This window comes from Thalassospira sp. CA1 (assembly GCF_059052855.1).
Window position 1 is genome coordinate 76076 of record NZ_JBZCIA010000014.1, and the last position, 22606, is coordinate 98681.

Sequence of the window (22606 nt, forward strand, 5' to 3'; positions counted from 1 at the left end):
CCGCCCAAATGGCGCGCCTCCCCCGGATCGGGTTCCAAAATATTCTTAAGCTGTGTTCATAAGCGCGCTTTGATCGACGTGCAACATCAGATAACGAGATTTCTGGCGAAAACCCGACGATTTTTCCAAACATTCGCCCCCCGCCGCCAACCGCCCGCACCAACCGGGCGGAATGCATACGCCCGTGTCCCACCATCAACCCGAACTTGCACATCAGCCCTGATACAACAACACTGGATTTTCCCGGCTATCCATGCCATATTAAAAGGTGAAATTTGCCAAGTCTTTGTTCGCGCGCGAAGCTGTCGCGCAAGCTTGCTTGGAAAAGTGCTGATTGGCAGCACAGCTCTCAAAGCTCTCCGTCCAGGGAGGACGATTATGGATATCACCATTGGTGGTCTGTCATCCCAACAATCCGGCGCGTCTACGCGTTCGGCACAATCCTATTTGCCGGGCCAGGGCGATACTGAAAAAGCTGGCAACAATAATGGCACGTCCGCCTTTGCCGCTGCGACGTCTGTTTCGCTGTCTTCTGCATCGGCGAACCGCCTGTCGGCGGACAATATCGTTGCCGCAATCAATGAAAGCCTGCAATCCACCGGCCTGTCGATCCAGGGTGTTAATCCCGACGATTACACGCCAGAAGGCGTTGCTGACCGCATTCTCGCCCGTGTTGGCGATCTGATTGCATCGAACGCAAGTTCCGAGGCCGAAGCACGCGAAATCTTTGATCAGGCAAGCCGTGGCATTCAGGCCGGTCTTGAAGACGCCCGCGCCATCCTTGACGGACTGGGCGCGCTCAATGACGAAATCAACGGCAATATCAACGAGACCGAAGAACGCCTGAATGAAGGCCTGCAAAGCATCGAGCAGCGCCTGACCGAGCTGTTTAACAGCAGCGCGTCAGAAGAAGCCGCCGAAGCCGCAACGCCGGAACGCGATGAACAGGTCCTGCAATCGCAGGTCACCCAGACCGCACAGGCAAGCCAAGCCTACGCCGAAGCTGGCAGCAATGCCCAGCGCAACGCGCCGCGCTACGGCACCAACGGCTAACGCTCCAAACATCTCGTTCGCACAAATTAAAACCGGCTCCCTTGGGGCCGGTTTTTCTTTTGCCGGTTACGACCCCCGCCCAACACCCTGACCTAGATCATGATCATCAGTAACCCGAAACAGTTTTTGCCCCGCAGCTTGAATGCGGGCAAAAGCGTCTTCGGCCATAAAGCCCGACACAAAAGCCATGAAGGTCACGAGAAACGGGCTGATGTCGATTTGACCTGATCCGTCGGGTCCGCCCTGGCTGACCATCAGCACACCTGCCTCTGTGCACAGGAAGATGGCCATGGCGGCAGCGATCCCTTCCCCGGTCATGACGAGCAGCCTTGCGGCAGGTTTCAGGCTTTTGCCAAGCTGTGCCCATCCCTGAAGCCGCGGCGTCGTTTCGGCCTGCGGCGCTGGTACTGCGTCCGGCGCGGTTTGATCCATGGCTTTTTGATCTGCGGCGTTGTCATCCGTGGCATTTTCATCGGGTGGTGTTTTGGGCAGTATTTTGGGCAGTATTTTGGGCGGGGGCGGCTGGCCGAAATTCTGTCTGGTAAAGGCAACCACCGCGCCCAATCCGCCCGCCGCGACGGTGACCAACAAGGTCAGCATGATGGTGGGCAACTGGATCAAATAGGACAGCATATGGCCTACGGGATGTTGAAACAGGGCGACCAGCGAAACCGTATCCTCGCCAAACTCTTCGTCCTGACGCCTGATCTCTGCCTCGATCTCGGCCAGCTCATTTTGCAAGCTCGTTCTAAGCTTGGCGGCGTGCTGGTTTTCGGCGCGGATATTGGCCCATTCGATCTGGGCGCGGGCGTTTTTCTCATCAAACCGGATCATGGAGCTTCGGATGGCATCGACTTGCTGGCGGGCGCGATCCATCAGGGTTTCCGGGGCTTTGTCGGTGAATTTCGGGTGATCAAGCAGGGCGTGAAGCCGGGTCATGATTTCAATGCCGTCTGCGCGACGTTTCCTGTCCGCATCGCTTTCCCCGAAGGGCACATCAAGCATTGGCGATCCGGCGCGGCCAAGGGTTGAACCGCCCCCACCGACCATACCGGTTGGCGGATCAAACAGCCCGTCGGTCGGCATGGCGGTTTGCTGGCTTGTCACGAATTGATGCGCCGCATTCAGCGCGCTTAGGAACGCGCCTGCGAAGTCGGGGTCAAATGCATCGCGATTGCTGGCAACCGTTGCGCCAAGCTGAGAATAGCTGCCAAACGCGTCCCACCATGCGGCAATCGCATCCTTGCGCAGGGCCAATCCATTCCGGGTCTCTTCAAGGGATCTGGTATCAAGTGCTCGCATATCATCGCGCAAAGTGCCTGCCTCTTCGCGCAAGGCGGCTTCGTGAAAGGCTTGCAGGACCAGTCGTTCCAACATGCCAGGCGATGACACACCGAGTTCACGCAGCAGGGAATCGCGCTGAATATCGGCGGTAAATCCGGCGAAAAGCGTAATCACAAACCCGAAATAAAGCACGCAGGTCAATCCGGCCAAGATGGATGCCCCCGCCAGCCGCCAGATGTTCAGGCCTTGTTGTGTTTCTTGCTCCATCGGGCACCTTCATGGGTTACGTCCCCTGTCGACGTGGAGCGAAAATGCCTGTGAGGGCGCGCGTTATCGCGGGTTTAAGTTAACAGCCGCAAAACGGCTGTTTTCCATCCGTATGAGACACCCCCTCTTTCGCGTAGGTCGGCATATTTTTTATATTTTTCAGATAGTTACTATTAAGAAGATTCTAATATTAGATATTGCCATTTAAGTTTTATCTAATTAACATTGCCTTCAGCCGATCTCAGGAGGAGGTCGTCCACGCCGCCACCCTTTATCTTTGCTTGTTCAGGTAGGAACTGCGTTATGGCGTTAAATATCATATCCGACCACGCGGCCAATCTGGCGCACCGCAATCTGGCGCGCGCCGAGGAGGCCGCGAACAGGTCGCTTGCCAAGCTGTCATCGGGGAAACGTGTGGTCTCTGCCCGCGATGATGCGGCATCAATGGCCATCGGGTCGCGGCTGAACTCGACGGCCACTTCCTTGACAGCGGGGATTGTCAATATCGGTCAGGGCAATTCCATGCTGCAAATTGCCGACGGGGCCATGGTCACCATCGACGATGTGCTGGTGCGCATGAACACCCTGGCCGTTCAGGCCGCATCGGAAAACCTGTCAGACACGGAACGCGGATTTCTCAATGACGAATTCGTCGCCCTGCGCACCGAGATCAATCGCATTGCGGCCGCAACCAATTTCAACGGCATCCAGTTGCTCGGCGATGGCAGTGATGTGTCCCTTGATTATTCGGATTTGCAGGCTGGCGGCTCTGCCGAGGTTCTTTCGGTTGCCAATGGCTTTTCAAATTTCACCATCACCGATGACAATTACTGGGCTCGTGACGCCAACGATAACGGATCGGCGGATAATCAGCTTCGCTTTGATCTGCTCAAAACCGGGGATCGCATTTTGCTGAGTGCGATATCCGAAATCGATGGCACCAGTCCGCACCGGACCCAAAGCATCGATATCACCGATTATGCCTCCGGCGGCAGCAAGGCGCTTAATGCCGGTCAAACACAGACACTCGATTTCGAGGATGTCGGTGTGAACGTGAACCTGAACTTCAATATTGCGACCACCATCACCAACGCCCTGGCCCAGGGCTCCGATGGTGCCGGTGCCGATGGATCGGCCACAGCACAGATTTTTGGCGCCAGCGCGGTTTTCTCGGTTCTTGAGGATCAGGGCAACAAACTGCCTGACAAGATCTATTTCCAGCTTGGCGGCGGCAATACCGGCGGTGCGCAGCTTTCGATCCCGACGACCGCGGTTGATGGTGCCGCCCTTGGTACGGGCAAAAACGGCACGGAGACAAGCCTTGATGAGCTGGGCAGCAATGCGATTGCCACATCCGCCAAGGCCCAAACTGCGATCGAGGCTGTGGCGCGCGCGATTGATGATCTGCAACGCGCACGGGCCAATATCGGCACCAACCAGAACCGTCTGGATGCTGCCAGCGAAAGCCTTGCCTCGACGCTTGAAAACGTCAAGGAGGCGCGCTCAAGCCTGCTTGATCTCGACGTTGCGATGGAAATGACCAACTACGCATCGAAACAAATCCTGATCAAATCAAGTGTCGCGATGTTGGCCCGCGTCAGTGAAATGCGCCAGAACCTGATACGCTTGCTGGCAGGTTGAAGAGCCACCTCTCAGCGAGTGTAGGAAGCCCCGCGCCCCCGCGCGGGGCTTCTGACCCTCATTGCGCTGCAAAACATCCTTTAAACGGCATGGGGTTTAAGTCTATGGTCTTTGCGGAACGCAAAGGGATACATATCGACCATGACCACCCCGACATCCGACAACACATCCGACACCGCCGCCGACAAATCATCCCAGACCTGGCAAAACCTTTCGACCGACTGGATCACCTGGGCAGAACGCCTGGCACCGGCGGCCGAGAAGATCAACCGCCACATGATCGAGGCGGCCGATCTTCCGGGGCTTGCAGCTTTGCGTAATGGCGCGCCGCTTGAGGTGCTTGATCTGGCATCCGGGGTGGGCGAACCGGCCTTTTCCTTTGCCCGTGCCTTGGGCGGCGGCACGGATGATAGCGCTAACATCCCCGGAATTGCGGGACATGTAACTGCGTCCGACATTGTTTCTGACATGTGCGATGCGCTGATGGAACGCGCCGCCGAAGAAGAAATTTCCAACATCAAGGCTGTTCCGGCCAATATGGAAAAACTGCCGTTCGAGGATCAGAGCTTTGACGTGGTGTCGTGCCGTTTCGGCGTGATGTTTTGCGAGGATCCGGACAAGGCGCTTCTCGAGGCATTCCGCGTTCTGCGCCCCGGTGGCAAGGCGGTGTTTATGGTCTGGGCGCCGCTTGTGGATAATCCGCTGTTTGCCGCAATGGATGCGGTTCTTGGCAACATCCTTGGCATCGGGTTTGATGCCGCCGGGCTCGACCCGTTCTGCTTTGGCGATGCCGATCAATCCATGATGCGCTTTGAGAAAGCAGGCTTTACCGGGATTGAAGCGACAACCCACAGCCCGGCTGGCCGTATTCCCGAAAACGCCCCGTTCTGGAAACCGCAAATGGATATGCTGTTTGGCAATGTTCTGCGCAAATCATCGGACATGGAAGTCGGCGCGATCAATGCCGCGATGTTTGAAACATTGGCGCCCTATATCGAAGACGGCCATTTTCAGGTCCCGATTTGTTTTCATGTACTTAGCGCAAAGCGCGCCTGATCCGGCCACTCCGTCTGATCGCTGATTTCGTGTAAAACCCAAGCATTCCTGCGCATCACGCATGGCCGCATGCGTGGATTTGTGCTTGCGTTTTGGCAACCGGCATGGCAAACCCCGCCCCCTTGGAAGGATGATCCTTCCCCTGTCGTAGCACCAGGTTAAAAACACGAAAGACTGATCATTATGAAGACGATTGTCGTCTGCTCTGGCGGGCTGGATTCCGTCACGCTGGCCTATAAGGTCGCGGTTGAGCACAAGCTCCATTCCCTGATTTCGTTTGATTATGGCCAGCGCCATAAAAAGGAACTCGATTTCGCCGCCCGTGCGGCGCGTAATCTTGGCGTCAAACACCACATCGTTGATCTGACCCCGGTCGGTGCCCTTTTGACCGGATCGTCGCTGACCAGTGATGATATCGATGTGCCCGATGGCCATTACGCCGAAGAAACCATGCGCATCACCGTGGTGCCAAACCGCAATGCGATCATGCTGGCTGTGGCCTTTGGGGCGGCGGCCAGTGCCGGGGCCGATGCGGTTGCCGCGGCCGTGCATGGCGGGGATCATTTCATCTATCCCGATTGCCGTCCCGATTTCATCAAATCGTTCCAGACCATGCAGGACCACGCCCTTGAGGGTGTCAAGGACGTCAAGCTGTATACCCCGTTTGTAAATGTCTCGAAGGCCGATATCGCGCTTGAGGCAGGGCGTCTGGGCGTGCCGGTCGATCTGACATGGTCATGTTACAAGGGCGGGGAAACCCATTGCGGGCGGTGCGGCACCTGTGTCGAGCGGCGCGAGGCGCTTGAACTGGCGCGCGTCAAGGATCCGACCGTTTATGTCGATCGCGATTACTGGAAACAGGCCCGTGCCGACCATATGGCGCGCAAATTCGGCCCCTTGCCCACCACCGATTGCGCAGCAAAGTAATCCTCATACAATTAAAATTTGCACCTTGGATGCCCGCCGAAGCTAGCATGACGGATCGACCGCAGACCTGCTTGATTTGGCACTGTTATCCCCACGAAGGCGGGGACCTCGATCCGCATGCTCATGGGGGCAGAAATGGACGACACCGAAAGAAAACCGATGTTCACCATCACCAAACAATTTGCCTTTTCTGCAAGCCACCAACTCAGCGGCCTTGAAGAAGACCACCCGTGCGCGCGCCTGCATGGCCATAACTATATCGTCGAGGTGGAGCTTAAGGGTGCCGCCATTGATCAACGTGGCTTTGTCCGTGATTACCGCGAATTGGGCCCGCTCAAACGGCTGATTGATGACGAGTTTGATCACCGTCACCTTAATGAGGTTCTTGGTCACGATCACCCGACCGCCGAACGGCTTGCGCTGTTCTTTTATGAATGGGCACATCATCGCTGGCCGGAAGTATCGGCGGTGCGCGTCTCGGAAACGCCGAAAACCTGGGCGGAATATCGTCCATGACGGTGCACGATCCCAACCTTGCCGACATTTCCGAGGGACGTGGTAAAATCCGCATTTCGGAAATCTTTGGCCCGACCGTGCAAGGCGAAGGTGCCCTGATTGGCATGCCGACGGTGTTTGTCCGCACCGGGGGCTGTGATTTTCGCTGTTCGTGGTGCGACACGCTTTATGCGGTTGATCCGGCCTTTCGGGCGGACTGGAAACCGATGTCCGCGACCGAGGTTCTGGACGAAGTCAAAAAGCTTTCCGGTGGCAAACCGATCCTGATTACACTGTCGGGCGGCAACCCGGCGATCCAACCACTGGGCGACCTGATTACCATGGGCAAGGACGAAGGTTTTACCTTTGCGATTGAAACCCAGGGCAGCATCGCCAAGGACTGGTTTGCCGACCTCAATTTCCTGACGATCAGCCCAAAACCACCAAGTTCCTCGACCAGTTTTGATAAGGAAGCGCTTGCTGCCTGTATCGAAGCAGCCCAGTCCGATGGCATTCTGAATGGTCCGGCCATTACCTTGAAATTCCCGGTGCGCGATGCCGCCGACCTGATGTTTGCCGATTATGTGAGGAACCTTCACATTGGCATTCCGGTCTGTTTGCAGCCGGTCAATACAACGCCTGCCGAGCCGCATCCGGATGGCGCAGACGGTGTTGATATCGATGGCCTGACCGAACGGTATCGCTGGCTGGTCGATGAAGTGGCAAAGCGCAAATGGTTTGATGTGCGCGTGCTACCGCAATGGCATGTGCATGTCTGGGGCAGTTTACGCGGGGTTTAAGCTTGGGCCAAAACTGCCGCAGGCCCCCGAAAATCTTGCGTTTTGCCCCGACAATGCCCATCTTAATACTATGTGTTCAGTGTCGGCCCAGGCCAGCACTGACTCAAAATGGCGCTTTGTGGCCGTACCACGCACGACTTTCTTGGGGATTGAGCAAACCCGTCTAAGGCGCCAGAACAACCTGCCGGAAGAAAGCGGGCCGGACGATACCGCCCGCCACACCGCCGATAGGTGCATATTCACAACAAAAACCAGATCAGCACCTTTATAGGCCATCTTCCGGATGCTCGAAGGAGCCATGATCATGAGCATAACCCGCACAACCCATCGTACGGTGACGTTCTTTCATCCGTTCCACTTGCCCGGCCATCCCGGGTTGCTTTCGCCTGGCGAGTATGAAGTCGACACCCTTGAAAAGCTTGATCCTGATGCTGCGATGCGCAGCTACATCAAGCTGGAATGTCATGTCCATCTCTGGGCGAAGGTGGATATGAAGGACGGTATTGACGTCCTGATGGTCGAACCGCAGGTGGTTGAAGCCGCCCTTGCCCTTGATTCCGATCCGCTGCGTGAAGATGAACGCAATCAGATGATCAAATCCTTTGGCGGCAGGCCAACGGATAACGCCGCCGCCTGACGGCGTGCAAAGCCGAAAGGGAGCAGCCCGGGCAGAGAACGTTATCAACTGATCGCGTCCCAACATCTCTGCCCTGCATATGATCATGGATTTATGGCAGCCAGAATACCGGTTTCAGCCACCCGTGATCTTGCAGGATTTTGACACCTTCCAACACAGGAATGGCAATCCAGAACCACATCGCATCGCGGGTGGTGGCCAAAAACAGGGCTGGTCGGCACAAAATCTCTTTCTCATCACGCCAGCGGAACCATGTCGGGCGAAAACGCGGAACTGTATTCACATAGCGTTTGAATGCCCGGCCAAACCGGTCCGCCAGCATGGCTTCCTCGCGCAGAACCACATGCCGGAACACCGCCCAGCATAAAACAGCCGAGACCAACCCGATGGCAATACTGCCGGTCTGGGCACCGGCACCAAATGCACCAATGAAGCTGAAAACATAAAGCGGGTTTCGACACATCGAATAAGGGCCGGACGTCACCAGTTCGGTCTTTTTGCGCCCGCCAATATAAAGTGAACACCAGCCCCGCCCCACGATGCAGACCATGATTGCCATCATCCCGATAACCTGGATGGTGTGGTGCCAAACACTGTTGCGATCAAATCCTGCACGGGTAAAACAAACCAATGCCAAAAGCAGCACAACGCCGACGCGAAGCGTCCATTTTCGGTAGCGCTGAATGCGCTGTAGATCTTTTGCCGCGTGCGCGTCTGTCGCAGAATTGAAATTGGGTTGAATGATAAAGCGTGGTTGCAGCATGTATGCCCCCTTGGGAAAAAGAGGCCACAGCATCCGCAATCACCCGATCTTTGGCGTCCAATGCTGTTGATCCGGTCCTACGATTGGCGGTTCGGACGTCACCGACGCGGACAACACTTCCCGTCTTGCTGCCTCGCGCACCGCACTGGGTGTTTCACCCGTGATTTTCTTGAAGGCAAGATTAAAGGTCGATTTCGAATTGAAGCCGACACTTAGCGCGATATCAAGAATGGTACGATCGGGCTCAAGCACCAGAACCGATCGGGCTTCGCGTATACGCGCAGCATTGACGAAATCAAAGAAGCTTTTGCCGACATGATGATTAAGCACATAGGACAGCTGATTGGGTGTTATGCCAACCGCACGCGCCAGTTTCGGCAAGGACACCAGCGGGTCGAGAAGAATATCCCCCCGCGCCTGAATGTCCTTAAGGCGTGCCAACGCCCGGTCGACACCATCGGGATCAAGCAACGGACGCGGGGCAACAGCATCCGGCGCGCCATCATCGACCACGGGTGCTTTCGGGGGCAAATTTCCATCTGTTGAAGGGGCGCGTTTGCTCTGCAACTCATCTGCTTCATCCACGTCATCAGACATATCGTCGGATGGCCAATCGGGCATCACAAACAGCGCCGGCTGAGTTGCAATTTCATAGCTCATCGCGAACAGAACCAATACCAGGGCGATCTCGCTGCCAAATAGTTCCGGGTTTTCTGGCAGGTAAAGACCAACGATCTTCCCGACGGCAACCGTGATGAAAACAAATGTCAGCCCGCCCAGCACAACACAGATCCAGCGCTGCATCACCTTGCGATCCGCGCCAAGCTGTTCTTCGGCTTGGCGCTGATAGCGCCATGCAATGCGCCACAACAGCACCAGATAAATCGCGATCTGCACAAAGATCGCCACCCAGCAAAAAGCTTCAACCAGTTCACCTGTGGTATATGCGCCGCTGCCAAGAACCGCGCCGCCGCCGCCATGGATCACAACCCAGGCAGTCAGGTTAAACACCACCAGCAGCAAAACAAAATGGCCCCACGGACGGCGGGACGGATTACCGGAAATCTCGCGGAAGTACAGATAGATTGCTGGTCCAATGGCGAAATTGATTGGTTTGAAAAGCAGTTCAAAGAAGCCGTTAAAATCGGCCGACACAAGCGGATCGGCGACATCTTCGATCAGGTTAAGCGCAACACCGGCAATAAACAGCATCATCCATCGGTTGGCCCCAAAGGCACGCGAACCTTCGGACCGCAGGATCAAACACAGGAACACCGCCTGCACCACGCCAACGGCTGCGACCACAACACTTACATAATGCGTCCAACCGGTCATTCCGGCGTACTCCTGATTTTTCAGATGGATCTTCAGACGGCGAACAATGTCCAGCCCGATCGACTATATCGTTTCAATAGACACAATCGGACACTATCGGCGTCCGATTATGCACAGGCGGACGCCGCCCGGGATCGAGTTTGCGAAAGTGATCACCCGATGGCCAACGATACCCCGACCCCGTGGCCGATCATCACAACAATCATGTTGTAACACGAACCAAACATGCTTCGTCCAGATTGAAGGGCTGTCACAAAAGGTTCCATCATATTTATTTGACTATATCGAATTGATATATGATAGTTCGATATATATCGGATTGATATAGTCGTTTTGGCACCTTCCCCCGCCGCGGCATACTCAGTCCCGGATGCGTAAACAAGGATACAGAACACAAGATGGACGTACGTACTTTATGTCTGGGTGCCCTGATGGGCGGCGAGGCAACAGGATATGAAATCCGCAAGATGTTTGAAGATGGCACATTCAGCCATTTTCAAATCGCGTCCCTTGGTTCGATCTATCCGGCCCTGACCAAACTGACTCAGGACGGTCTGGTGACATTTGTTGAACATGAACAGGAAAACCGACCGGACAAGAAGATCTATCAACTGACATCCGAAGGACGTCGCACATTTCTGCGCACGTTGTTGCAGACCAGACCGGCCGAGGATCGTTATCGTTCCGACATTTTGTTCATGCTGACCTTTGCCGAAGAAATGCCGATTGAGCTGACCGAGGCGCTGATTGATGAATTTGCCGCCCGTCATGAATTGATGAGCCAACAGATTGATCCGGAAAACACTGACAAACCGGCGCATCAAAAATCAAATGCCCGCGATGAAAACGGCGAACTCAGACCAGGATGCTGTTTTGTTGCCGGACTGGGACAGGCCATGTGCAATGCAACGCTGAAGTTTATTCGCGAAAACAAGCAGGGCCTGCTTGACGAGTTGAAGACGCGCAAGGCCAACAAGTCCTAGGACGCAACCGAACGCTGTGCGCAAGACGTGCCCAACAGAGCCACTGACGCATTCCGATAGCGGAATATTTGAGGGAACAGAACAATGAATGCTTCACGCCTGATCGCCATTCTTTTGGTCGTTGGGACCGTTGTATGGATCGGCAGCGCCTATTTGACGGGTGGTGATGAGACAACGGAACAAACCAGCGCCTCAGATGCTACCACTGAAAACAAGGCCGCAAAAACAACGGCGAGTGTACGCACCATCACCAGCCACGCTGTGGATCACGTCGATCATTTGCGCATCACCGGCCGTACCGAAGCGGTCATTTCTGTTGAAATCAGTGCCGAGACCGAAGCACGCGTGATTGAAGTTGGCGCGATCAAGGGTCAGGCCGTTCAAAAAGGCGATCTGATCGTACGCCTTGATACCGGTGATCGTCAGGCCCGTGTTGCCAAGGCGCGCGCGCTGGTCGCACAGCGTGAACTTGAACATTCCGCCGCCGAAAGTCTGGCGCAAAAGAATTATCGGTCCAAAACCGGTGTGGCACAGACCCTTGCCCTGCTTGAAGAAGCGCGCGCTGATCTGATGATTGCGCGCACCGAGCTTGGCAATACCGAAATCCGCGCCCCGTTTGACGGCATTGTCGAAGAACGGCCGGCCGAGATCGGTGACCTTTTGTCAATTGGGGATCGGGTCGCAACCCTGATGCAGGGTGACCCGATGCTGGTCGTTGCCCATGTTCCCGAACATTCAATCAGCGCGATTGATCTTGGCCAACTGGCAAGCGTTACGCTTTTTGACGGCAGCACCCATGACGGCATCGTCCGTTACACAGCCCGGGCATCTGACAATGACACCCGCACCTTCCGGGTCGAGGTTGAAATTGATAATCCCGATCTGCGCATTCCTGATGGCATGACCGCCGAACTTGAAATTCCGGTCGGCATCAAACGGGCCCATCAGGTAAGGCCGTCGGTCCTGACGCTCAATGACGAGGGTGAACTTGGCGTCCGCGCCATTGTCGATGACAACAAGGTCGAATTCCTGCCTGTCGAATTGCAGGGCGGCAATCGTGATCGGATCTGGATCGGTGGTCTGCCCGATACGTTTGAATTGATCGTTGTCGGCCATGACTGGGTCAAGGAAGGGGCAACTGTTGAGGTTGTCCACCTTGAAACCGACAAGGATGGTCTTCCGATCATGCAGGATGACGAAGCACCTTCGACGGCGTCTGACGATACCGGCCCGACCCTTTCGGAAAACTCCGCGCAATAGCGCGTATCATGAGGAGATAAAAAATGTCCCTGATTGATCACGCGCTCAATCGATCGCGCACCGTCATTCTGGTTTTGATCCTGCTGCTTCTGGCTGGCTCGGTTGGCTATAACGCCATCCCCAAGGAAGCCGACCCGGATGTTCAGATCCCGGTTCTGTATGTCACCATGCATCATGACGGCGTATCGCCGGAAGATGCCGAACGCCTTCTTTTGCGGCCGATGGAACAGGAATTGCGATCCATCGAAGGTGTCAAGGAAATGAGCTCCCAGTCCTATCAGGACGGGGCATCGGTGACGCTTGAATTTTACTCCGACGTCGATATCGACGAAGCCCTTGCCGATGTGCGCGAACGCGTTGACATCGCCAAATCCGAACTACCTGAAGACACCGACGACCCCGAAGTCCACGAGGTCAACCTGTCGCTGTTCCCGGTTCTGGTGGTAACCCTTTCGGGTGACGTGCCCGAACGTGCGCTTCTGCGCATGGCGCGCGATCTGAAAGACGCCATCGAAGGCCTGCCTGCGGTGCTTGAAGCCAAACTTGCCGGTGATCGCGAAGAACTGGTCGAATTCATCATCGACCCGATGAAGATCGAGGCCTATCGCCTGAATGGCATCGACATCGTCAGTCTTGTGCGCAATTCCAATGCGCTGGTGGCGGCCGGTGCGATCGATACCGGTACGGGGCGCTTTAACATCAAAGTACCCGGCCTGTTTGAAAGCATAAATGACATTCTTGATATGCCGCTGATCGTTGATGGCGATTCCGTCATTCGGTTCCGCGACATCGGCGACGTCCGCCGGACCTTCAAGGACGCAAAAAGCTTTGCGCGTCTTAACGGCGAACCGGCCATCGCGATTGAAGTGTCCAAACGTGTCGGCGAAAACATCATCGAAGTCATTGATGCGATCAAGGCGGTCACCGCCGAGGCACAGGAAGCATTTCCGCCGAACCTGACAATCAGCTATTCACAGGACAAGTCATCTGACATCCGCACCATGCTGACCGATCTTCAGAACAGCGTGATCCTTGCGATCCTGCTGGTGATGGTGGTTGTCATCTGGGCGCTGGGCTGGCGGTCGGGTCTTCTGGTCGGGCTTGCCATTCCGGGCTCGTTCCTGACGGCGATCCTGATCCTTTGGGCGCTGGGCATGACGGTCAATATCGTCGTTCTGTTCAGTCTGATCCTGGCCGTTGGGATGCTGGTCGATGGCGCAATTGTTGTGACTGAATATGCCGACCGCAAAATGATCGATGGCCTGCATCGCAGCAAGGCCTATCCGCTGGCGGCAAAACGCATGGCGCTTCCGATTATTGCGTCAACCGCAACCACGCTTGCAGCCTTCCTGCCGCTGGCCTTCTGGCCTGATATCGTCGGCGAGTTCATGAAATTCCTGCCGATTACGGTTCTGTTCACGCTTACCGCGTCGCTTGCCATGGCGCTGATCTTTGTGCCGACCGTGGGCGCATGGTTTGGCAAACCGGGCAGTGAAAGCAACGAAAGCCTTGAGGCCATCGCCGCCGATCATGGTGATGACATCCACAAGGTCAAAGGTGGAACCGGGCTTTATGTCCGTATCCTCAGTGGATCGCTTCGCTTCTACTGGCTGGTTATCCCGGCGGCGTTCATCATTCTGATTTCGGTCTGGGTGGCGTTTGGCAAGCTTGGCAAGGGTGTTGAATTCTTCCCGGCGGTTGAACCGGAAGTCGCCGTGGTTCAGGTCCGTGCACGCGGCAACCTGTCCTATTACGAACAGGATTCCCTGCTTAAAGAGGTCGAGGACCGCATTCTTGCCCTTGATGCCCGTCACGAAGGCGAACACTGGTTTGATACGGTCTATGCCCGTTCCGGCGATGGTGCCGGTGGCAACGAAGCATCCGAGGACGTGATCGGCACGGTTCAGCTTGAATATGCCGATTGGCAAATGCGCCCGCCCGCAAGCGAGATTGAAAAACGTATCCTTGCCGACACAGCCGATCTTGCGGGTATTCACGTCGAGGTCCGCGCCGAAGAAGCCGGTCCGCCGCAGGGCAAGGATATCCAGATCCAGCTTCGTTCATACTATCCTGAGCTTCTTGATGAAACGGCGACCATTCTGGTCAACGGTCTTCAGGAAATGGGCGGGATGTACAACTTCGAAGACGGCAAGTCGCCCCCGGGCATTGACTGGGAATACACAGTCGACCGCGCCCAGGCTTTGAAATTCGGTGCTGATATCAACCAGATTGGCAATGTCGTCAAACTGGTGACCAACGGGATCAATTTCACGACCTATCGTCCCGATGACTCAACCGAGGAAATCGATATTGTCGGGCGTTACCCGGCCAAGTATCGTTCCCTCGACGAGCTCGAAAATCTGCAGATCGTGACCGATAAGGGTCTGGTGCCGATGTCGAATTTCATCACGCGCACCCCCAAACCCAAAACCGGTACGCTGACCCGCGTAGACAGCCGCCGCGCCCTGACCGTCAAGGCCGACGTGCAGGAAGGCGTTCTGGTCGACACCAAGCTTGGCGAGGTCAAGGCATGGATGCAAACCCTTGATATCGATCCGCGCATATCGGTCGAATTCAAGGGTCAGGATGAAGAACAGCAGAAATCGGCAGACTTCCTGATGAACGCCTTTACGGTGGCCCTTTTCATCATGTTCATCATTCTGGTCACCCAGTTCAACAGCATCTCGAGCTCGCTTCTGATCATGATCGCCATCATCATGTCGACGGCGGGTGTGTTCCTTGGTCTTATGATCACCGGGCAGGCTTTCTCGATCGTCATGAACGGCATCGGTGTTGTCGCACTGGCCGGGATCGTTGTGAACAACAACATCGTTTTGATCGATACCTTTGACCGGCTCAAACACACCGCCAGCAGCATCGAGGCCGCCATCCTGCAAACCGGTGCGCAGCGTCTGCGTCCGGTGATGCTGACCACGGTGACGACCATTCTTGGTCTGGTGCCGATGGTCATGCAGATCAATATCGACTTCACGTCTCGTGAAGTCACGGTCGGGGCACCATCCACCCAGTGGTGGGTACAGCTTTCGACCTCGATCGCGTTTGGTTTGGCCTTTGCAACGGCCTTGACCCTGATCTTTACGCCTTGTGCGCTGATGATGCGCCACAAGATTGCCAACCGTCTGCGCAAGACATCAGTTGGCAATCGACTGAAATCGCTTGTCTCCTCGCGGTTTGGACGTAACAGGACAAAGCCATCAGGCCCGACTGCATAATCGATCCCTTTAACCCAATAGCCGCGCGACTTTTCCCCCGACCCCGCCGTGCGGTTATACCGGCCCCCTCCCCGGGGGCCGGTTACTTTTTTCTTCAATCGGGGTGATCAAAACCGTTTGGTTTAATTGCGATGTAACCTTTTGCATTCAAACATCATAACCATTTAATTTTTCGCCTCTTTCTACGTCTGCGAAGGCCGGAATACACACTTTCCTAATGTTTCCGGGCGTATTTTTAGAATGGTTATCGAGAACTGTTTTCCGGCGGAACCAAAGGATCTGTATGGTATGGGCTGTTTGGCATAAAGCGCGATCACAGGTATTTGGACTTGTCTGCGCGTTAGGCGCGTTTGCCCCCCATTGGGCGACGGCGGAAAATGCCGTGTCCGACCAATCCCTGATCTGGGCGGTGCCTTCCTTTGCGCCGGCATTCATCAAAGATTACGGCGAACTCAGCGGCTATGCCGCCGATACCCAGAACTGGTTCGCCGCCAGGCTTTCACAGTATCAGCACCGCATTATGCATGTGCCCCTGGCCCGGCTTCTGGCGGAAATGAAAAGTGGCGATGGTGAATTACGCTGCTCAACCACGCTGATCCCGACGCCGGAACGGCGCACCTATATTACGTTTGCCAAAACCATTCTGCTGCATTTGCCAATCTCGATCGTTATCCGCGCCGAGGATGAGGCCCGTTTTGCGCCCTATCTCAACGAAGAAGGCCACATCAGGATCGAGGACCTCCTCAAAGACGAGGAACTTGCAACCGCGGTTCGAATTGGGCGCGCTTACGGGACCCTGGTTGACGGACAGTTGAACCGGTATCGCAATACAGACCGCATCATGGAGGTCGCCGAAGATACCAAGTTCGTGCGGATGCTTGATCTCAAACGGATTGACTGGACACTCTATTTCCCGTCCGAGGCGGAATTTTACCGTCGGTCCCAGACGCCCGACCTTTTGATAAAGGCCCTGCCAATTGCCGGAAACACCACCTTGCTTGAGGCCACCATTGGCTGTGCAAAAACACCGGCGGGCAAAAAGGCCATTGAAGCCATCAATGCCATTGTCGATGCACATCCGACCATGCCCTGGACCGACTATTATGCCGACTGGCTTGGCGCGAGTGACCGTGAATGGTTCTATGCCGCACGCGATCAATATATCCATGCAGAGCATTTCGAAACCCGTCTGGAATACCGCCCGTCATCGGCGCAATAACAAAAAAGCCGGCAAAGATGCCGGCTTTTGTTTTGATCTGATGATCAGTTCTGGTGGACGCGGTTCAGTCCCTCGTCGGGATCATCATCGGGTTCGCCATCATCATCTTCCTCGTCCGCTTTATCCTGTTCTTGCTGGTTCTCGACGCCCATACGGCGATAGGAACGATAGGACAGCGGGAAGGTAATGAAATAGATCCCGGCAATCACCGAAAGTGTCAGCCACGGCGAGGACACCAGAAACGCAACCGACGCCCCGAAGGCCAGCATCAAGGGCAGCACCCAGGCACGCGGCACCTTGACCTTCTTGAAGCTGAAGGTCGGCAAACGCGACACCATCAGACCGGCAATGATCACGCCATAGGGTGCGACGATATACGGGCTGTCAAAGATGCCTTCGCCAAACTGGAAGGTCAGGACAATCGGCCACATCGCAAGGGCGGCCGCCGCCGGGGCCGGAACCCCGGTAAAGAACCGATAGGCCCATGTCGGCAATTCCGGTTCGCCCAGCATCTGGGTGTTGAAGCGCGCCAGACGCAGCATCATGCAAACGGCAAACAGCAGCGACAACGCCCAGCCAATGCCGCCAAATTCATGCAGCGACCAGAAATACAGCATCATCGCCGGTGCGACGCCAAAGCAGACAAAGTCCGACAGGCTGTCGAGTTCACCGCCAAAGCGGCTGGATGCGTTCAGCATGCGGGCCAGACGGCCATCAAGACCGTCAATGATCCCGGCAATCAGAATGGCGGCAACGGCGGCCTCCCAGCGATCCTGCATCGCAAAGCGGATCGAAGTCAGACCGGCACACATGCCCATTATCGTTGCCACATTGGGCACCAGCCGTGTCAGCGACAACGCCTTGAAGCGACGGGGACGACGAATGGGATCGATGCCGCCTGCCATTAGCGGATCTCCCCGACCGCGGCTTCCTTGCCCTTGGCCGACACATCGGCAAGAACAGTTTCACCGGCAATCGTGGTTTGACCGACAATCACGTTCGGTGACACACCTTCGGGCAGGTAAACATCCACGCGCGAGCCAAAGCGGATCAGACCGAAACGCTCACCCGCCTTAAGCTGCGACCCGGTGCCGACATCACACAGGATACGGCGTGCAACAAGACCGGCGATCTGGACAACGCCAAACTCGCGGCCTTCCTTGTCACGCACCAGCAGGATCTGGCGTTCGTTGTTTTCCGATGCCTTGTCGAGTTCCGCATTGACGAACTTGCCGGGCACATAGGCCTCGCCAACGATCTCGCCATTGACCGGGCAGCGGTTCACATGAACGTTGAACACATTCATGAAGATAGACACACGCGTCCGCGGGGTTTTGTCGTCAAGTTCAAGTTCCTTGGGCAGCGGTGCCTGCGAAATCATGCAAACACGGCCATCTGCCGGGGAAATCACCAGATTTTCATCGGTCGGGGTAATGCGATCCGGGTCGCGGAAGAAGTACGCGCACCAAAGTGTCAGGATCACCCCGATCCAGCCCAGCGGTTCCGCAATCAGGAACAAGCCCACAGTGATCGCCGCAAAGATTGCAACGAATTTCCAGCCTTCGGGATTGATCGGCACAAGAACGGATTTCAAAGTCTTTATTCCCTGGTTGCCATGGTTGGGCGTATCAATTTGGTACGCATGGTACCGTGCGGGCGCTTTCCTACCATCTAGTGATGACAATGGGCAACGCAACCCGCGTTCAACTGTTTGGCCCCAAACTTAAAAGGGGCAAAACACACTTACCATGTGCTTTGCCCCTCGCAAAGAAAAGTGATGCTTATTGCTGATTTTCTTCGTTCGGCAGTGCGAAAATCTGCCCCGGATAAATCAGATCAGGATCGCGGATCTGGTTGCGGTTCTGATGATAGATCACCCAGTATTTCAGGCCTTCGCCATAAGTACTGCGCGCAATCCGCCACAGGCTGTTGCCCGGCTGAACGACATAACGTGAACCCGGCTCAAGAATTTGGTCTGGCCGCGCACGTTCAAACGGAATTTCAACGCGTGCGGTCACCTTGCCGGAACTGTCAAGCTGATCAGCGCGCAGCGTGTAATTACCCGGCTCAATCGGCTGCCCGATGGTCAGTGCCCAGTTGCCGTTTTCATCGGCCGGCGCGGTGCCAACATGGTTGTTATCAAGGTAAACCCGAACTGTGTGATTAAGGTCGGCCTTGCCCGACATTGCAACGCGGCCCTCGGTATCGTAGTCGACAACATCAATCGACAGACGCGGAAGGGTCGCATCTTGCGTATCAGAACCTTCTTCCTGTTTCGTCGCGGCCTCGGGTGCCGGTCCCTGCATTACGGTAACGGCACCGTCACCATCAGATGGCACCTTAAGCGCGATCACAGGCTGCTTTTCGCCTGCCGGTTCGCTGTCGGCCGCCTCTGTGGTCTCGCTGGTTTCACCGCTTTGTTCACTGGTGGCTGCCGGTGCCTTTTCGTCTGGAATCAGGACAACAACCTTGTCATCTGCCTTGGAAACACTCCCGGTAGCGTCTTCGGCTTCAAGCGACAATTCCCGGTCACCACTGGCCAACGGTTTGTTTGGCAGAACGACCCATTCTCCGCGTTCGTCGGCCGTGGCTTCGCCAATCACTTCTTCACCCTCGCGGATGCGAACCGTGCTGTTGGGTTCGGCGCGGCCTGCAATGACGGCATTTCCGTCCGGGCCGATGCGCACGACATCAAAGCTTGGATTGGTGATCGCAGGCGCGTCAGTGGCCGGTTCAGACGCCGGTTCGTTTGGCGTCGTCTCGGTGGTAACCGCAGGCGCCTGTGTTACTGCCGGTACGGTTTCTTCGTCCGCACTCTTGGTCAGCATGTAATTCAGCGCAATCGCTGCAATGATCAGTACAACGCCGACAATGACGAGGATATAGGGTCGCTTCACCGGAAATATCCTTGAACGATGTTTATGTTTATAACTCTTATGCTCAAGACACTGAAATTGCTTGCCATATTCCCCTCAAACAACCCGTGTGAGCACGTTAATTAGAAACTTGTACTACTTTGTACGTGCAGTTTCCATAACGTAACCTACAAACGATACATCGCAACCGTTAGGCAAAGATGAAGAGAGCGATACCGCGCGCAGCAAACCCCCTTGAGGTCAAAGGCTTCTGGTCGCCATCTCCGCCCCGACATAGGCCACAAGGGCGGCCATGATCAGTGGCAGGGCCAGAACACCGACCCGGATCATCATTCCCAAAAGTGCGGCCTGTGCCGGGTTATCGCTGGGCAGATGCGCCGCCAGCCTGGCTGAGGCCTGACGCGCTGAAACCACCAGAAGCAACACCGCAAAGGCAAGGCAGGATGCGGGCACCATGATCATCGCACTTGCAGCCCCCGACATCAGCGCACCAACAACGCCAAGCCACACCGCCAACCGGTATTGCGGGGCCGCCTTTTCAGAAACCAGCGCGACAAACAGTGCCACCGTCAGTGCGGCCTGAAACACAACATGATCGGCAAGGCCAAACAGATGAACAATGATCCCCTGCCCCAGGGCCAGGGTCATTAAAACCGCAATCGGGCCGGGTTTCGAGATTGTTTCCACGTCGCCTTTGGCATCCGTCGTCGACTTGCCGGATTTTGATTTGGTGCTTTTGGCTTTCCTGCCCTTGGCGGGTTTTGCCCCGTTATCGTCATCCTCAGTGAAATCCGGGCGCGTCACCCACAGGAAACAGCCGCCGACAATCAGAAACGCCAGCCATGCAAAAATCTGGATCGCGCCGGGATGGTATGACAGCCCCCGAATTGGTGCAGCCAACACCAACCAACCGCCCAAAAGCAGGGTCAACCCGGCAACGCCCAGCGATATGCGTTCCGACAGTCGCGAAATATCAATGATCGCGCCACAGACACCGCCAAGCACCAACATCAAAAGTGCTGCGCCCACGCCACCGCGCGCGGTTTCAGGCAGTCCGATGGCTGCTGGCACGGCCACGGCAACCGCCGGAATGATCGCGCCCAGAACAAGGCGACGCGCGATGGAACGTTCTAACCCCAGCCACAAGGCCAGCATCAGAACGGCGGCGATAATGCCCGATATCACAATGGCGAGAATGAATGGACTATCGACAAACACGTTGGGCGGTCCTGCCTTCTTCTTATGAATATGCTTAACGCAGTTTCCTGCTGTGAGAATTACCCATCCCACAATCAGGTTCAGAACTTGTTAACCCTGCGACAAAAAGCGCGCAATTTGCGGCCTTCCAGAGCCTGGCCGTCAATGCCATAGCCAATTGGCAAGATTACGGCCAAAGGCGAACAAATCACGGCACGATCGATAAATTTCAGATGCTGCTATGCGGAAATTACTGCCACAGATGCGATCGGATCGGTTAAGGTCCCTTTCCGTACGGGGTTTCGTTCAGAAATGCGTGGCCCCGCTACCTGCGAAACAAGAAACACAAGGCAGGTCGCCATGACAAAAGTAAAATCAATCTGTGTCTTTTGCGGTGCTTCGGATGGCAAGAATCCGCAACACATGGAAAATGCCATCGCCTTTGGCAAAATGATGGCCGAACGCGGCATCACGCTGATTTATGGCGGCGGCCGGATCGGCCTGATGGGCGCTGTGGCAGATGGCGTTATGCAAAATGGCGGATCGGTCGTGGGCATCATCCCGGCCCATCTTGACAATATCGAAGTCGGCCATACCGGTCTTTCCGAACTGATCGTTTGCAAGTCGATGCATGAACGCAAGGTCGAGATGTTCCGTCGCTCGGACGCGTTTGTCACCCTTGCGGGTGGGCTTGGCAGCCTTGATGAGGCGTTCGAAGCCATGACGCTTCGCCAGCTTGGCATTCATGACAAGCCGATGGTGTTCCTTAATGCGCTTGGTTATTGGGACAAGTGCTTTGACATGATTGACGCCATCATCGACGAAGGCTTTGCCCGCCCCAGCCACAAGAACCTCTATACTGTGGCCAACACGCTCGATGAAATCTTTGAACAGCTTGCCGCCGAACCGGCCCCGCGCTTCGACCCGCGCGAAAAGCTTTTCTGATCTCGGCAAAATAGCCTGACCAAAGCCCGGCCAGCCTCACCTGACCGGGCTTTTTTTTGCTGCAACCACGCCACTGGAAGAACCGATACTTCAGTTCGAATGAAGATTAACGGGAAAGCTCGCAGGTTGGTTTATCGGCAATCTTTGCCATGCGCTGATCAAATTCATCGGCCAGATCGGCCAATGTGACAGAGGCAAATTTTTCGATCAGCAGTTTTTCAGCAGCCTCGAACGCACTGCCAAGTGCCGAATTAACCGCCTGTTCAACAAGGCATTCCGGATGATCGACGGCAACTCCAACGGCAAAGAAAGCGGGATTGCCAATGGCGCGATGTATATCGAGCATTGTGATTTCCGATAAGGGCCTGGTCAAAACCCAGCCACCACCGTGACCTTTTTCCGAATGCACATACCCATCATCGCGAAGCCCCGCCATGGTTCGTCGCACCACCACCGGATTTGTCCCAAGCATCTGCGCAATTTGATCAGACGTCGCAGCACCGTCTATCCGGTCCATATGAATAAGAACATGCAGCATGCGCGAAAGTCGGCTGTCACGGCGCATTGCGAACTCCTGATGCGGGTTTGATTTCCAGCAATTCGTAGCACTTGGCACATCTCGCAACAACAAAAGT

20 protein-coding genes are annotated in these 22606 nt (G+C 55.7%); 12 read left to right on the forward strand and 8 right to left on the reverse strand.

Annotated features, from left to right (window positions below; genetic code table 11):
- Positions 1-378 precede the first annotated feature (378 nt).
- A complete protein-coding gene (locus tag AC5Q5A_RS18840; protein WP_493896237.1) occupies positions 379-1053 on the forward strand; it encodes a DUF5610 domain-containing protein in 675 nt (224 codons plus the stop codon).
- A gap of 66 nt (positions 1054-1119) precedes the next feature.
- Here AC5Q5A_RS18840 and AC5Q5A_RS18845 read toward each other — a convergent pair whose 3' ends face one another.
- Positions 1120-2604, reverse strand: coding sequence for a hypothetical protein (locus AC5Q5A_RS18845; protein WP_493896238.1), 1485 nt, complete (start codon positions 2602-2604; stop codon positions 1120-1122).
- 303 nt (positions 2605-2907) lie between these two features.
- Between AC5Q5A_RS18845 and AC5Q5A_RS18850 the strand changes: the two genes are divergently transcribed.
- The 6 genes from AC5Q5A_RS18850 (at position 2908) to AC5Q5A_RS18875 (ending at position 8160) form a co-directional block, all read left to right on the forward strand.
- Positions 2908-4245, forward strand: a complete 1338-nt coding sequence (locus AC5Q5A_RS18850) for a flagellin N-terminal helical domain-containing protein (protein ID WP_493896239.1) — start codon at positions 2908-2910, stop codon at positions 4243-4245.
- Positions 4246-4386: 141 nt separating this feature from the next.
- Positions 4387-5301, forward strand: coding sequence for a class I SAM-dependent methyltransferase (locus AC5Q5A_RS18855; protein ID WP_296993045.1), 915 nt, complete (start codon positions 4387-4389; stop codon positions 5299-5301).
- Between the two features lie 183 nt (positions 5302-5484).
- Entirely contained in the window at positions 5485-6228 is a 744-nt protein-coding gene (gene queC / locus AC5Q5A_RS18860) for a 7-cyano-7-deazaguanine synthase QueC (RefSeq protein WP_296993047.1), read from the forward strand.
- A 135-nt stretch (positions 6229-6363) separates the two neighbouring features.
- On the forward strand, positions 6364-6744 hold the full coding sequence (queD, locus tag AC5Q5A_RS18865; RefSeq protein ID WP_296993049.1) for a 6-carboxytetrahydropterin synthase QueD: 381 nt from the start codon (positions 6364-6366) through the stop codon (positions 6742-6744).
- The gene (queE, locus tag AC5Q5A_RS18870) at positions 6741-7523 is read left to right on the forward strand and encodes a 7-carboxy-7-deazaguanine synthase QueE (protein ID WP_296993051.1); all 783 of its coding nucleotides are present in this window, start codon (positions 6741-6743) and stop codon (positions 7521-7523) included. Before queD ends, queE begins: the two co-directional genes overlap by 4 nt.
- 304 nt (positions 7524-7827) lie before the next feature.
- Positions 7828-8160 carry a hypothetical protein gene (locus AC5Q5A_RS18875; RefSeq protein ID WP_493896240.1) on the forward strand — a complete coding sequence of 111 codons (333 nt, stop codon included), beginning with the start codon at positions 7828-7830 and terminating at the stop codon, positions 8158-8160.
- A gap of 91 nt (positions 8161-8251) precedes the next feature.
- Here AC5Q5A_RS18875 and AC5Q5A_RS18880 read toward each other — a convergent pair whose 3' ends face one another.
- Together AC5Q5A_RS18880 and AC5Q5A_RS18885 are read right to left on the reverse strand one after the other, a co-directional pair.
- A complete protein-coding gene (locus AC5Q5A_RS18880) occupies positions 8252-8923 on the reverse strand; it encodes a methyltransferase family protein (protein WP_493896241.1) in 672 nt (223 codons plus the stop codon).
- A gap of 39 nt (positions 8924-8962) precedes the next feature.
- Positions 8963-10258, reverse strand: coding sequence for a helix-turn-helix domain-containing protein (locus tag AC5Q5A_RS18885; RefSeq protein WP_493896242.1), 1296 nt, complete (start codon positions 10256-10258; stop codon positions 8963-8965).
- A 398-nt stretch (positions 10259-10656) separates the two neighbouring features.
- Here AC5Q5A_RS18885 and AC5Q5A_RS18890 point away from each other — a divergent pair, with 398 nt between their 5' ends.
- From AC5Q5A_RS18890 to AC5Q5A_RS18905, 4 genes are all read left to right on the forward strand, one after another.
- On the forward strand, positions 10657-11241 hold the full coding sequence (locus AC5Q5A_RS18890) for a PadR family transcriptional regulator (RefSeq protein ID WP_197146942.1): 585 nt from the start codon (positions 10657-10659) through the stop codon (positions 11239-11241).
- 84 nt (positions 11242-11325) lie between these two features.
- Positions 11326-12501: an efflux RND transporter periplasmic adaptor subunit gene (locus tag AC5Q5A_RS18895; RefSeq protein ID WP_493896243.1), complete on the forward strand. Its 1176-nt coding sequence runs from the start codon at positions 11326-11328 to the stop codon at positions 12499-12501.
- Positions 12502-12524: 23 nt separating this feature from the next.
- Positions 12525-15734 carry an efflux RND transporter permease subunit gene (locus tag AC5Q5A_RS18900; protein ID WP_493896244.1) on the forward strand — a complete coding sequence of 1070 codons (3210 nt, stop codon included), beginning with the start codon at positions 12525-12527 and terminating at the stop codon, positions 15732-15734.
- A gap of 382 nt (positions 15735-16116) precedes the next feature.
- On the forward strand, positions 16117-16953 hold the full coding sequence (locus AC5Q5A_RS18905) for a transporter substrate-binding domain-containing protein (protein ID WP_336233427.1): 837 nt from the start codon (positions 16117-16119) through the stop codon (positions 16951-16953).
- A 44-nt stretch (positions 16954-16997) separates the two neighbouring features.
- Here the strand turns inward: AC5Q5A_RS18905 and pssA are convergent, their stop codons facing one another.
- The 4 genes from pssA to AC5Q5A_RS18925 form a co-directional block, all read right to left on the reverse strand.
- The gene (gene pssA, locus AC5Q5A_RS18910; RefSeq protein WP_064788528.1) at positions 16998-17858 is read right to left on the reverse strand and encodes a CDP-diacylglycerol--serine O-phosphatidyltransferase; all 861 of its coding nucleotides are present in this window, start codon (positions 17856-17858) and stop codon (positions 16998-17000) included.
- Positions 17858-18586: a phosphatidylserine decarboxylase gene (locus tag AC5Q5A_RS18915; RefSeq protein ID WP_083952836.1), complete on the reverse strand. Its 729-nt coding sequence runs from the start codon at positions 18584-18586 to the stop codon at positions 17858-17860. Before AC5Q5A_RS18915 ends, pssA begins: the two co-directional genes overlap by 1 nt.
- 148 nt (positions 18587-18734) lie before the next feature.
- Complete coding sequence (locus AC5Q5A_RS18920) at positions 18735-19850, reverse strand: Ig-like domain-containing protein (protein WP_493896245.1); 1116 nt, start codon at positions 19848-19850, stop codon at positions 18735-18737.
- 219 nt (positions 19851-20069) lie between these two features.
- Positions 20070-21047 carry a hypothetical protein gene (locus AC5Q5A_RS18925; RefSeq protein ID WP_493896246.1) on the reverse strand — a complete coding sequence of 326 codons (978 nt, stop codon included), beginning with the start codon at positions 21045-21047 and terminating at the stop codon, positions 20070-20072.
- Between the two features lie 339 nt (positions 21048-21386).
- On the opposite strand from AC5Q5A_RS18925, the gene AC5Q5A_RS18930 reads away from it, so the two are divergent.
- The gene (locus AC5Q5A_RS18930; RefSeq protein ID WP_493896247.1) at positions 21387-21971 is read left to right on the forward strand and encodes an LOG family protein; all 585 of its coding nucleotides are present in this window, start codon (positions 21387-21389) and stop codon (positions 21969-21971) included.
- Between the two features lie 106 nt (positions 21972-22077).
- Here the strand turns inward: AC5Q5A_RS18930 and AC5Q5A_RS18935 are convergent, their stop codons facing one another.
- Complete coding sequence (locus tag AC5Q5A_RS18935) at positions 22078-22536, reverse strand: Rrf2 family transcriptional regulator (RefSeq protein ID WP_008890312.1); 459 nt, start codon at positions 22534-22536, stop codon at positions 22078-22080.
- Positions 22537-22606 lie beyond the last annotated feature (70 nt).